The sequence below is a fragment of the Streptomyces sp. JH14 genome, from assembly GCF_029428675.1.
Taxonomy (GTDB): Bacteria; Actinomycetota; Actinomycetes; order Streptomycetales; family Streptomycetaceae; genus Streptomyces.
Window position 1 is genome coordinate 4,486,080 of record NZ_JAJNEL010000001.1, and the last position, 12,211, is coordinate 4,498,290.

The 12,211-nt window shown below is 71.4% G+C and carries 13 protein-coding genes; 5 read left to right on the plus strand and 8 right to left on the minus strand.

What is annotated here, in order from left to right; all coding sequences use genetic code 11:
* Nucleotides 1–75: 75 nt before the first annotated feature.
* Together LRD69_RS20360 and LRD69_RS20365 are read left to right on the plus strand one after the other, a co-directional pair.
* A complete protein-coding gene (locus tag LRD69_RS20360) occupies nt 76–1,353 on the plus strand; it encodes a thymidine phosphorylase (protein WP_030914606.1) in 1,278 nt (425 codons plus the stop codon).
* A gap of 187 nt (nt 1,354–1,540) precedes the next feature.
* A complete protein-coding gene (locus tag LRD69_RS20365; protein ID WP_277327982.1) occupies nt 1,541–1,852 on the plus strand; it encodes an STAS domain-containing protein in 312 nt (103 codons plus the stop codon).
* 26 nt (nt 1,853–1,878) lie between these two features.
* On the opposite strand, the gene LRD69_RS20370 is transcribed toward LRD69_RS20365, so the two are convergent.
* The 4 genes from LRD69_RS20370 to LRD69_RS20385 all read right to left on the minus strand — a co-directional run bounded on the left by LRD69_RS20370 (nt 1,879) and on the right by LRD69_RS20385 (nt 5,348).
* The gene (locus LRD69_RS20370; RefSeq protein ID WP_277327983.1) at nt 1,879–2,142 is read right to left on the minus strand and encodes a hypothetical protein; all 264 of its coding nucleotides are present in this window, start codon (nt 2,140–2,142) and stop codon (nt 1,879–1,881) included.
* Nucleotides 2,139–3,155 carry a sigma-70 family RNA polymerase sigma factor gene (locus LRD69_RS20375; RefSeq protein WP_277327984.1) on the minus strand — a complete coding sequence of 339 codons (1,017 nt, stop codon included), beginning with the start codon at nt 3,153–3,155 and terminating at the stop codon, nt 2,139–2,141. Before LRD69_RS20375 ends, LRD69_RS20370 begins: the two co-directional genes overlap by 4 nt.
* Before the next feature lie 79 nt (nt 3,156–3,234).
* Entirely contained in the window at nt 3,235–3,951 is a 717-nt protein-coding gene (locus tag LRD69_RS20380; RefSeq protein ID WP_277327985.1) for a L,D-transpeptidase family protein, read from the minus strand.
* Nucleotides 3,952–4,037: 86 nt separating this feature from the next.
* A complete protein-coding gene (locus LRD69_RS20385) occupies nt 4,038–5,348 on the minus strand; it encodes an MFS transporter (protein ID WP_277327986.1) in 1,311 nt (436 codons plus the stop codon).
* 63 nt (nt 5,349–5,411) lie between these two features.
* On the opposite strand from LRD69_RS20385, the gene LRD69_RS20390 reads away from it, so the two are divergent.
* Complete coding sequence (locus tag LRD69_RS20390; RefSeq protein ID WP_277327987.1) at nt 5,412–6,365, plus strand: LysR family transcriptional regulator; 954 nt, start codon at nt 5,412–5,414, stop codon at nt 6,363–6,365.
* A gap of 271 nt (nt 6,366–6,636) precedes the next feature.
* Here LRD69_RS20390 and LRD69_RS20395 read toward each other — a convergent pair whose 3' ends face one another.
* Entirely contained in the window at nt 6,637–8,163 is a 1,527-nt protein-coding gene (locus LRD69_RS20395) for an FAD-dependent oxidoreductase (protein WP_277327988.1), read from the minus strand.
* Between the two features lie 659 nt (nt 8,164–8,822).
* Entirely contained in the window at nt 8,823–9,500 is a 678-nt protein-coding gene (locus tag LRD69_RS20400) for an alpha/beta hydrolase (protein WP_277329807.1), read from the minus strand.
* 187 nt (nt 9,501–9,687) lie between these two features.
* Between LRD69_RS20400 and LRD69_RS20405 the strand changes: the two genes are divergently transcribed.
* Both LRD69_RS20405 and LRD69_RS20410 read left to right on the plus strand, forming a co-directional pair.
* Nucleotides 9,688–10,842, plus strand: a complete 1,155-nt coding sequence (locus LRD69_RS20405) for an adenosine deaminase (protein WP_277327989.1) — start codon at nt 9,688–9,690, stop codon at nt 10,840–10,842.
* A gap of 135 nt (nt 10,843–10,977) precedes the next feature.
* Entirely contained in the window at nt 10,978–11,292 is a 315-nt protein-coding gene (locus LRD69_RS20410; RefSeq protein WP_277327990.1) for a hypothetical protein, read from the plus strand.
* Nucleotides 11,293–11,365: 73 nt separating this feature from the next.
* On the opposite strand, the gene LRD69_RS20415 is transcribed toward LRD69_RS20410, so the two are convergent.
* Both LRD69_RS20415 and LRD69_RS20420 read right to left on the minus strand, forming a co-directional pair.
* A complete protein-coding gene (locus tag LRD69_RS20415) occupies nt 11,366–11,569 on the minus strand; it encodes a PspC domain-containing protein (RefSeq protein ID WP_037688377.1) in 204 nt (67 codons plus the stop codon).
* A 93-nt stretch (nt 11,570–11,662) separates the two neighbouring features.
* Nucleotides 11,663–12,211: a VanZ family protein gene (locus tag LRD69_RS20420; protein WP_277327991.1), complete on the minus strand. Its 549-nt coding sequence runs from the start codon at nt 12,209–12,211 to the stop codon at nt 11,663–11,665.

Below are 12,211 nucleotides of genomic sequence, written 5' to 3' on the forward strand. Positions count from 1 at the left end.
CCCGTATCCACCCTCTATGCGCGTAGAGTCATTCGGGACTCCTGCGTACGTACCGGCCGGAAGGACTCCCAGGACATGGACGCCATCTCCGTCATCCGCACCAAGCGCGACCGGGGCGAGCTGACTCCCGAGCAGATCGACTGGGTCATCGACGCCTACACCCGCGGCGAGGTCGCCGACGAGCAGATGTCCGCACTGGCCATGGCGATCCTCCTGAACGGCATGAACCGTACGGAGATCGCCCGCTGGACCGCCGCCATGATCGCCTCGGGCGAGCGGATGAACTTCGACTCGCTCTCCCGACCCACCACCGACAAGCACTCCACCGGCGGCGTCGGCGACAAGATCACCCTGCCGCTCGCCCCGTTGGTCGCGGCCTGCGGCGCCGCCGTGCCGCAGCTCAGCGGCCGCGGTCTCGGTCACACCGGCGGCACCCTCGACAAGCTGGAGTCCATCCCCGGCTGGCGCGCCCACCTCTCGAACGCCGAGATGCTCGACGTCCTGGACACCACCGGCGCCGTGATCTGCGCCGCCGGTGACGGGCTGGCCCCCGCCGACAAGAAGCTCTACGCGCTCCGCGATGTCACCGGCACCGTCGAGGCCATCCCGCTGATCGCCAGCTCGATCATGTCCAAGAAGATCGCCGAGGGCACCGGCGCGCTGGTCCTGGACGTCAAGGTCGGCTCCGGCGCCTTCATGAAGACCATCGAGGACGCCCGCGAACTGGCCTCCACCATGGTCGCGCTGGGCACCGACAGCGGCGTACGGACGGTCGCGCTCCTCACCGACATGGCCACCCCGCTCGGCCTGACCGCGGGCAACGCCCTGGAGGTCCGCGAGTCGGTCGAGGTCCTGGCCGGCGGCGGCCCCAAGGACGTCATCGACCTCACCCTCGCCCTGGCCCGCGAGATGCTCGACGCGGCCGGACTCAAGGACGCCGACCCGGAGAAGGCCCTGGCCGACGGCTCCGCGATGGACGTCTGGCGCCGGATGATCTCCGCCCAGGGCGGCGACCCGGACGCCACGCTCCCGGTCGCCCGCGAGCAGCACGTGGTGGCGGCCCACACCTCCGGCGTACTGACCCGTCTCGACGCGTACGACATCGGCGTCGCCGCCTGGCGGCTCGGCGCGGGCCGGGCCCGCAAGGAGGACCCGGTGCAGGCGGGCGCGGGCATCGAGATGCACGCCAAGCCGGGCGACACGGTGACCAAGGGCCAGCGGCTGCTGACGCTGCACACGGACACCCCGGAGAAGTTCGAGTACGCGCTGAAGGCCCTGCCCGGGTCGTTCGACATCGCCCCGGCCGGCACGGACTTCACCGCCACCCCGGTGGTGCGGGAACGTATCGCCTGACCTGCGGCTCACTCGTACGGTGAACGGGACCGGTGGACTGCCGCCGGTCCCGTTCCGCATGCTGGACCTGGGCCCTTCTTTCGGATCAGGCTGGATCCGGGCACCGGGGTCTTCCCGGTCAGTCGAGAAGTCGCGTCGCGCAGCGATGAGTTCCGGCCGCCGCGACGGTCTCCTTCGTGTGGATCCCATGACCCCGAAGGCCCTGGTCATCACCGGCCGCGTCACCAGACCCGACGTGTCGGCGCTCTGCGCCGAGCTGGAGTCCCTGCTGTACGACCCCGAGGGCAGGGTCCGCGACCCGGACGTCGGAGTGGACTGCGACGTGGGAGGGGTCGTGCAGGCGGATCTGGTCCTGGTCGAGGCGGTAGCGCGACTGGGGCTTGTCGCGCGCCGGGCGGGCGGCAGACGGCTGCGGCTGCGCAACGTACCGCCCGACCTGCAGCACCTGCTGGACTTGGTGGGGCTGGCTGATGCCGTGGGCCTGGGGGAGCAGGGCTGAGGTGGGCTGGACCCGCCTCCCCGGGGTCAGTCGGCCGGCGCGCAGACCACCAGCAGCGGGGCTGCCGAGGCCGTGGGATGCGGCGCCGTTGCCGCATCGCCGTCACAGGCGTCGTCGTACCGGTGCTCCGGCTGCGTTCCCGGTCCGACGCCGGAGGCAGGGGGGCGGCCCGGGCCGGGGCCCTCGGTGGCGACGGGCTCACCCAGCCACTGGGTGATCCCCCAGCCGCCGAGCGCCAGCACCACCCAGCCCGCCACCAGTGCGCGCCGCAGCCGTGGCCGGCGCCTCACGCTGCATCGGCCTCGAGGTGATCCGGCAGACCGAAGAGCGGGAACCAGCGGGGCGTGTCCAGGAAGCAGTGCAGCCCGGTGATCGCACCGTCCGAGATGTCGATGACCTGCACCGCCCACGGCACGAATCCCGGACCGTCCGGATTCGGCTTGTAGTGGGCGAACGCCGGGGTGCCGTTCGCCGCGGTCACCACCAGGCGGGAGCCCTCGCAGCTCGCGCCGAGGGAGACCATGAAGCCGGTGATGTCGTCGTGCCCCTGCAGCCAGAGGTCGAACGGCGGCATGGTCATCACGGCGTCCTCATGGAGCAGCGCGGTCAGCGCCGCCATGTCGTACCCCTCGAACGCCGCCACATACCGCTCGAGGAGCTTGCGCTGCTCGTCGTCGAGCGGATCGGCGGTGTCGGCGGTCAGCCCCTCGTGCTCCGCGAGTGTCGCACGGGCCCGCTGCAGGGCGCTGTTGACCGAGGCGACCGTGGTGTCGAGCAGTTCGGCCACCTCGCTCGCCCGCCAGGCCAGCACCTCGCGCAGGATCAGCACCGCCCGCTGCTTGGGCGGCAGATGCTGCAGCGCCGCGACGAACGCCAGGCGCACCGACTCGCGCGCCACCGCGGCCTCCGCCGGGTCGGTCACCGACGGCAGGATCCGCCCGTCCGGCATCGGCTCCAGCCAGGTGTTCTCCGGCAGTGGGTTGAGCGCGGCCTGGGCGAGCGGTGTCGGGCCCGTCAGATCGACCGGGCGGGCCCGCTTCTTCCCCGCGTTCAGCATGTCGAGGCAGACGTTGGTGGCGATCCGGTACAGCCAGGAGCGCAGCGAGGAACGGCCCTCGAACTTCTCGAAGTTGCGCCAGGCGCGCACCAGCGTGTCCTGTACGGCGTCCTCCGCTTCGAAGGCCGAGCCGAGCATCCGGTAGCAGTACCCGGTCAGCTCGACCCGGTGTCCCTCCAGACGGCTGTCGATGTCCGTCGTGGCCGTAAGATCACTCATCGCTCCACCCCTGTTGCGCAGTGTCACCGTTCGCTCCGGCACTTCGGAAGCTATCGCAGGCCACTGACAACGGGGGTGAGAAGTGCCGAAGCCGCTTGTGTTCCCGTCACGTTCCGGGCTTGCGCCCGTACACGTACACGTCGTCGCCGTTCTTCAGCAGGTTCCAGTACGTCTTCGCGTCCGCGTCCCGCATGTTGACGCAGCCGTGCGACCCCGGCGGGTTCCACATCTTCAGGGAGACCGAGTGGAACGCCTGCCCGCCGTCGAAGAACTGGGAGTACGGCATCCACACGTGGTACAGCGACGACCAGTGCTTGATGTGCCGCAGATAGATCTTCTTCGACCCGGTGCGCGTCTCGTACCCGTTCCGCCCGCTGCGGATCGGCACCGGACCGTACTTCAGCTTGGCTCCGTCCTGGATCCAGCTGAGCTGCCGGGTCAGATCCACACACGCGATGCGCCCCTTGTTGGTGGGGCACTTCCCGGCCTTGTTGGGGTTCTTGCCGGCCGCCTTCTGGGCGGTGAGCGTCTGCATCGTCCGCCAGGTGACCGGCCCCGCGTACCCGATGTCCGGGGTGATCCCGTAGGTGCGCTGGAACGACTGGATCGCCTTGCAGTCGGCCGTCGACTGCCTGCCGTCGACCGGCCGGTGCAGGTAGTTCTCGACCTGCTTCTGGTACGGCCCGGTGGACGTCGTGCAGGACGCCGCCTGCGCGGAGGCGCCCGATCCGAGCACGAGCGCGGGCGCCGCCGTCAGCCCGGCGACGGACAGCGCGACCGCGCGCCGCATCCGGGCTCCCCGTATGTTCCCTACGACTGCCATGTACGCCAACTCCCCTTCGCGTGAAGTGCGGTGGTTCCGCTGGCTAGACGCGCGAAAGGGAGGTGGCGGTTGTGCGTGCGTATGTCTCAGTTCTGTACGGATGCCGCCGGTACGAGGCGGCGCTGCTCCGCCCGGGCGGCCCGCGACCCCCACAGCGTGATCGAGACGACGCCGAGGACCGCGAACAGACCCAGCGACACCGTGCCCGCCCAGCCGCCGGCGTGGAAGGCGATCGCGCCGAGCGTGCCGCCCGCACTGGAGCCCAGGTAGTACGCGGACTGGTAGAGCGCCGAGGCCTGCGCCCGGCCCTTCGTCGCGGTCCGGCTCACGGACGACGAGGCGACCGCGTGTCCGGCGAAGAAGCCGGCGGTGATCAGGACCAGGCCGAGCAGCACGGCCGCCAGTTGGTCGGACAGGGAGAGCAGCAGACCGGCGGCCGTCGTGGAAACGGCCAGGTAGAGCGCGCCCCGGCGGCCGAGCCGGGCGACGAGCCTGCCGGCCGCGGCCGACGACACCGTACCGACGAGGTAGACCAGGAAGATCGAGCCGACGACGCCCTGCGGAAGGTGGAACGGGGCCTCCACCAGCCGGTAGCCGATCACCGTGTAGACCGCGCCGAACACCGTCATGAACAGGGCGCCGATCGCGTACAGCCTGCGCAGCAGCGGATCGGCCAGGTGACCGCCGACCGTCTTCGCCAGGGCCTTCGGGTTCAGCGTGCCGGGCGTGAAGTGGCGGGCCCTCGGGATCATGAAGTGGAAGACGACCGCGCAGACGACGGCCAGCAGTCCGACCGTGCCGAGCGCCACCCGCCAGCCCCACATCTGGGAGACCCAGCCGGTGAGGATACGGCCGCTCATGCCGCCGATGCTGTTGCCCGCGACGAACAGCCCGATCGCGGCGACCAGTGCCTTCGGTCGTACCTCCTCGGCGAGGTACGCCATCGCGGAGGCGGGCAGCCCGGCGAGGGCCGCGCCCTGGACGGCGCGCAGGGCGATCAGCCAGCCGAGCGAGGGGGCGAACGGTACGAGCAGTCCGACCAGTACGGCGACCGTCAGCGACGCGGTCATCAGCTGCCGCCGCCCGAACCGCTCCGAGAGCGCACTCATCGGCAGCACACACAGCGCCAGCGCACCCGTGGCCGCGGAGACCGTCCAGCTGGCCTGCCCGGCTGTGGCGCCGAGTCCGGCGGAGACGGCGGGCAGCAGCGCCTGGGTGGAGTAGAGGAGTGCGAACGTCGCGACACCGGCGGCGAAGAGCGCGAAGCTCATCCGGCGATAGCCGGGGCGGCCGGGCTCCATCCGGTCCGGAACGGCGGCGGCAGCGGGGGCGACGGGAGATGACGGTGCTGAGGCGTCCAGCGTGAGGGTGGACGCCTTGGTACTGGCGGGAGACATACCTCGAAAGTAGATCGCCCGGCATTCATGCGTCCAATGCACGAACTTGCGATAATCAATCCCATGGTGCATGAACGCAGCTCACAGACCCGGCTGTCACCGAGTAGTTACGAAGAAGACATTCGCGCCGTGCTCGCGCCGCGGCTGGCGTACTTCGAGGCGGTCGCCCGCCACGAACACGTCACCCGCGCCGCGCACGAGCTCGGCGTCCCGCAGTCCACGCTGTCGCGGGCGATGGTCCGGCTGGAACAGGACCTGGGTGTCGCCCTGTTCGCCCGCAAGGGCCGTACCGTCTCGCTCACCACCGCGGGCCGCACCTTCCTCGGCTCGGCCGAGCGGGCCCTCGCCGAAGTGGAGCGGGCCGCGGACTCGGTACGGGCCGACGCCGACCCTACGGCGGGCAAGGTCGCCTTCGGCTTCCTGCACACGATGGGCTCCGAGACCGTTCCCGCGCTGATCCGGGCCTTCCGCGCCGACCATCCCCGCGTCCGCTTCCAACTGGTGCAGAACTACGGCGAGGCGATGATCGAACGGCTCCGGGCCGGCGGCCTCGACCTCTGCCTCACCTCACCCGTCCCGGACGCCCCCGATCTGGTCACCCGACGCCTGGACGAGCAGCGGCTGCGCCTGGTCGTCCCGGAGGACCACCGCCTCGCATCCCGCAAGCGGATCCGCCTGGCGGAGGCGGCCGACGAGGCATTCGTGACCCTGGAGCCCGGGTACGGCCTGCGCCGCATCACCGACGACCTGTGCGCCGAGGCGGGCTTCACGCCCCGCGTCGCGTTCGAGGGCGAGGAGGCCGAGACGCTGCGCGGTCTGGTGGCCGCGGGCCTCGGCGTGGCCCTGCTGCCGCCGCCCGCGGTGGCCCGTCCGGGCGTCGTGGAACTGACGGTCACGGCCCCGCGGGCGGCCCGTGAGATCGGGGTGGCCTGGCTGGACGGCCACCCGGACACCCCGCCGGTGGCGGCGTTCAAGCAGTTCCTGCTGTCGCGCCGGGGCCATCTGCTGCCGGACTGACGGGGCGGGAGCGTGGCGGGGAGGGCGAGAACGATGCGGTGACGCACGCACGGGGCCACGCGGCCGCGAGCGCGCAACCCCTCACCGCCTCCCTCGCCGACTCCCGCCCGACGGACGGCTGCGCCCCGTGCCCGCGGGACCCCGGCCGAACCCGTCGACGAGTCGGGCACCGTCGCAGGGCACACGCACAGCGCCGTGGGGCACGGCCACAGGGGCGACGGCAGAGCGCGATTCCCCGGCCGGCGGGATCGCGCCGGCCGGGGGTTGCGCGTCAGCGGCCGAGGCCGTCCAGGTAGTCCAGAACCGCGCGGGTGCCGTCTGCCGGCGCGGTCAGTCCCACGTAGTCGTCGGGGCGGATCAGCACCAGTGAGTCCTCGGCCGTCCCGTAGGCCGACCGGGCGTGTCCCCGGTCGTCGAGCAGCCCCTCCGGACCGGCGTCCACGGAATACGCCCGTACGACATCTCCGTGCTTCGCGACAGTTTCCCGCAGGGCCGCGGCTGTGCCCGGGCCGAAGCCGAGGAGCGTGAAGTGCGGTCCGGCGAACACCTCGAACAGGCGTGTCGGGGCGCCGGTCGCGGCGTCACAGCAGGGAGCGTCCGGCGCGCGGTCGCCCGCCCGCAGCCGACCGTCGCGCGCGTCCCCCTCGCGGGAGAGCGAACTCCACCGGTATCCGAGGCCCAGCGTGGTCGTCTCCGGCGTGGCCACGACATCCAGGCCGCCGCCCGGCTCCTTGATCGCCTCCAGCACCGCACGCTGGCGCTCGGAAGTGATGTCCAGCGTCCAGGCGGCCACGGGCAGCCGCTCTTCCTCGTAGCTGTCGAGCAGGCCGGGCCCCGCCCGGCCGGTGAGGACCAGTGCGAGCTTCCAGCCCAGATTGAAGGCGTCCTGGATGCCGGTGTTCATACCCAGCCCGCCGGCGACGGAGTGGACATGCGCGGCGTCTCCGGCGAGGAAGACCCGGCCGACCCGGTAGCGGTCGACCATGCGTTCGTTGACCCGGTAGGTCGACATCAGGGTCGCATCGGTCAGCCGGAGGCCGGGCATCCTGGCATGCCGGTCGAAGAGCCGTTGGAAGCTCTCCCGCGACGGCTCGACGACGCGGCCCTCGTCGTCCCGTTCGGGCCCGGCCTGGAACCACCACCCCGACCGGGTGCCGGGAATCGGACAGAGCATCACCGCGCCGTCCTCGTCGAACCATTGGTGCCAGATGCCGCGGTCCAGCCCGTCCAGCTCGACATCCCCGCAGACCATCACCTGTTCCTCCGACGTCCGGCCGGCGAAGGGGACGCCCAGCAGTGTGCGGACCGCACTGTGGCCGCCGTCGCAGCCGACCAGGTAGCGCGCCTCGATGCGACGGCCGTCGGCGATCGTGGCGACGACCCCGGTGTCCTCCTGTGTGAGCTGCGTCAGTTCGGTGCCCAGCTCGACGCTCACGCCGTACCCGGCGAGGCGGTCCCTCAGGATTTCCTCCAGCCGCCACTGGGGGATGAGCCGGCCCTGGTCATAGGGGGCGTCAGGGGTCGGACCGGAGCCCTCGTGCGGATCCGTGTCGGCGATCGGCCGCCCGCCCCGGTACTTGCGCATGACCAGGGGACCCGAGCCGGAGGCCATGACCTCGTCGACGACGCCCAGGTCCTCCAGGACCTCAAGACTGCGCGGGTTGGGCCCCTTGGCGCGTGAGCTGCGAGGGAACTCCGGGGTCTTCTCGATGATCCGCACGGCGATTCCGCGCCGGGCGAGGTCGCAGGCCAGGGTCAGCCCGGTCGGTCCGGCTCCCACGATCAGCACGCTGGTCATATGTACTCCTCGTCCATGCCCGGCTCCACTCGTTCGGCCTCCATGGAAAGGCAACCAGGCCAAAAAGGCAACTCGGTAATAATTGAGATTTGGTTGCGACTCGCCTGTGTGGTGGGAGTCGGTGGGGGGCGGGACTCCGGCGCCTTCGGTGTCCCGAGGCATACGGGCATCTCCACAAGACCAGGCCCACGCTCCGTCGGCCGGAAGAAACGCCGCCGCGGAGGCGTGACCGCTCCCGCGACGCCCGCCCGACCCCCCGCTGCGGCCTCGCCTCGACCGGGCCCCCTGTCCATGCCGGCACGGCGGGGCCACCGAGGACGAGTACGTCGTCCCCCGCGCCCGGCCGGACGCTCCCGTGCGGGAGCACCACCAGCACGGCAAGGGAGCCCGGCGCCCACCGCGGGACGCCCGCGTGGTGTGCCTGGACGACGTCCTCTCGGGCGGCGCCCGTGCCCGCGAGGACGATCAGCAGGTGACGTTCTCCGAGCGCGGCAACATCCAGGGCGCCCAGTCCACGCCGTCGCGGCGATCGTCTACGAGCGGGCCCGCGAGCGCGGGCTCGGTCATGTCATCCCGCGCGAGTGGCTGCTGCAGGACATCCGCGACTGAGCGCAGACAGGCGGCCCCGGCAGCCGGAGCCGTACCCCGCGCATCGCCCGTCAGGACCCCAGCGACCGCCCGAACCCCGCCGCCAGCGGCATCCGCAGCCCCAGCGGCGGGGGAGCGGCCAGTGCGTCGGCGACCGGGCGTGCGTACGTCCGCCCGAACAGCGACCCCCGTACGAAGTCCACGGCCAGCGCCGTCACTTCGGCGCGGTGCTGACGCAGCGCGTGGCCGTCCGAGTGGACCTCGAAGCGACAGGTGTCGCGGTTGGCCTTCTTGGCGCGCTCGGCCAGCCGGAACGACAACTCCGGGTCGGAGCGCGCGTCGTTCGTGCCGTGGACCAGCAACACCCGGCGGCCCAGCAGGTGTTTCACCGGTTCCGGTTCCGCCGACGGGTCCTCCGGCAGCCAGGGGGCCATCGCCAGCACCGAGTTGACCGCCGGGTGGCCGCCCGCCCGCAGTGCCGCGCGGCCGCCCATGCCGTGGCCGGCCAGGCAGACGGGGATGTCGCCGTAGCGCCGCACGACCTCGTCCACCGCCCACCGGGCGTCCGCCGCGTGCTGCGCGTCCGTGGCGTTCCAGCCCCGGCAGCGGTAGTGCACGACATGGGCGGCCAGCCCGTCGTCCTGGCCGGCGCGGGCCAGGGTCCGGGCGAGCGGCAGCTGGAACGCGTACGACAGAGGGGAAGGGCGGCGGTGCGAGTCGGCCTCGCCGTCCGGGAGCAGCAGGACCACGCCGCTGACCGCAGGTTGTGCTCCGACCGTCTTCACGGCCCGTCCCAGCCTCGCAGCAGGCAGGGGGAGTGCGCGCTGTGCCATGACAGAACAGTGTCAGAAGGACAGGTGTACTCCACCCGTATTCGCGGTCACTGTTACGCATCGGCCGGCCACGTTCTACGCGCGTAGGCGTTAGAGTGCCCAGATGATGAGCCCGACCCCGTATGTGCCCGGCCCCGACCAGATCCGACGCGCCCCCAAGGTGCTTCTCCACGATCACCTCGACGGTGGTCTGCGTCCCGGCACGATCATCGACCTGGCCCGTGACGCGGGCTACGAAGCCCTGCCCGAGACCGAGGCGGACAAGCTCGGCATCTGGTTCCGTGAGGCGGCCGACTCCGGCTCGCTGGAGCGGTACCTGGAGACGTTCGCCCACACCTGCGCCGTCATGCAGACCCGCGAGGCCCTGGTCCGGGTGGCCGCGGAGTGCGCCGAGGACCTGGCCGCGGACGGTGTCGTGTATGCCGAGGTGCGGTACGCCCCCGAGCAGCACCTGGAGGCCGGGCTGACCCTCGAGGAGGTCGTCGAGGCGGTCAACGAAGGCTTCCGCGAGGGCGAGCGCCGGGCCCGCCTGGACGGCAACCGGATCCGGGTGGGCGCCCTCCTGACCGCGATGCGGCACGCCGCCCGCGCTCTGGAGATCGCCGAACTCGCCAACCGCTACCGGGACCTGGGCGTCGTCGGCTTCGACATCGCGGGTGCCGAAGCCGGTTTCCCGCCCACCCGTCACCTCGACGCCTTCGAGTACCTCAAGCGCGAGAACAACCACTTCACCATCCACGCGGGCGAGGCCTTCGGGCTGCCGTCGATCTGGCAGGCGCTGCAGTGGTGCGGCGCCGACCGGCTCGGCCACGGTGTGCGCATCATCGACGACATCGAGGTCGCCGAGGACGGCCGGGTGACGCTCGGCCGCCTCGCCTCGTACGTACGGGACAAGCGCATCCCGCTGGAGATGTGCCCGACCTCCAACCTCCAGACCGGTGCCGCCGACTCGTACGCCGAGCACCCCATCGGGCTGCTGCGCAGGCTCCATTTCCGTCTCACCGTGAATACGGACAACCGCTTGATGAGCGGTACGAGCATGAGCCAGGAATTCGAGCAGCTGACCGAGGCCTTCGGATACACGCTCGACGACATTCAGTGGTTCACGGTCAATGCGATGAAATCAGCGTTCATTCCTTTCGATGAACGTCTGGCGATGATCAATGACGTGATCAAGCCCGGCTATGCCGAGCTGAAGTCCGAGTGGCTCTTCGAGCAGACGCCCGCGACCAGCATCTCTTCCGCTTCCGCGGGCTGAATTCCGCCTCTGCGGCAAACGGCCGGGACGATCGGATCCCGGCCGTTTGCCGCGTCAGGCATGTTTGCGGGACGGGCAGTGCGCTGGCTAGTTTGCAGAGCCGCTCACATCCCCTTCCCCAAGGATGAATTTCACATGAAGCAGTCTGCTGCCAGGACTCTCGGTGTCGCCGCTCTCGGTGCCGCTTTCGCCGCTGCCGCGGCGGGTACCGCCTCCGCCACCGCGCTGCCCGTCGGCGCCGCGACGGCCCTGCCGGCCGCCGGTTCCGCGCTGGGTACCGCCACCCAGACCCTCCCGGCCCAGGGCCTGGCCGCCACGCTCCTCGGCAGCGGTCAGACGAAGGTCGTCAACGACGCCGCCGCCCCGGTCAAGGGCCTGCTCGGCGGACTGCCCGCCGGCGGTATGACCACCAGCGGTCTGTCGACCAACGGTCTGCCGCTCGGCGGCTGACCCCCGTACATACGCCGGTGGGGCGGGCACCCGACCCGGGTACCCGCCCCACCGGCGTATGTACGTCACCGCCTCACCAGGCGGTGGCCGCCGACGACTTCTCGGCCGGCAGCAGCAGCCACAGCGCCAGATAGAGCAGGAACTGCGGGCCCGGCAGCAGGCACGAGACCAGGAAGATCACGCGCATGGTTCCCGCGGACGTGCCGAAGCGCCGTGCCAGCGCTGCGCACACTCCGCCGATCATGCGTCCGTCACGGGGGCGGGCAAGTGCGGCCATGGGATGCTCCTTCGCGAACCGTTGCCGGGGAGCAGCTCCGTCGTGCTCCCCATGCATCCATGGTGGCCCCGCGAACAGGGGCAAAGCGTCGCTCTACGGTGCGATACCGACCCTGGAAATCGTCGGGGTCGACCCCTGAGGCGTCTCGTCCCTGGGGCGGGGAACACGCGCCACCCTCACCTGCCCACGGCGGCGCAGCCGTCTCCGGCCCATCGGCACCACCACGAGATGGGCCAGCCCCACACCGACGGTGTTCAGCAGCAGGGAGTCGACATCGACGACCTGCCCCGGCACTCCGGTCTGCGCCAGCTCGATCGCCATGGATATCAGCGCCCCGGCGGCGACGGTACGGGCCAGCGAGGCCCACGGGGACACCAGGAGCCGTCCCCCGGCCATCGGCAGCAGCACCCCCAGCGGCGCCAGCAGCAGCAGTCCCGACCCGATCCGGTGCGCCGCCTCGGCCGGGCCGAGAGCCAGGTCCGCCCTTATGCCGGCCAACGGCCGGAGGTTCGCGGCCGTCATCCACGGCACATCCAGCGGACGCAGAGTCAGCCACCCGACAAGCAGCAGATGCGCGAGGAGGAGGAACACCCCGACCGCGCGGAAGCGGATGACGGCTTGGCCGCCCGAACCTTGACGCAC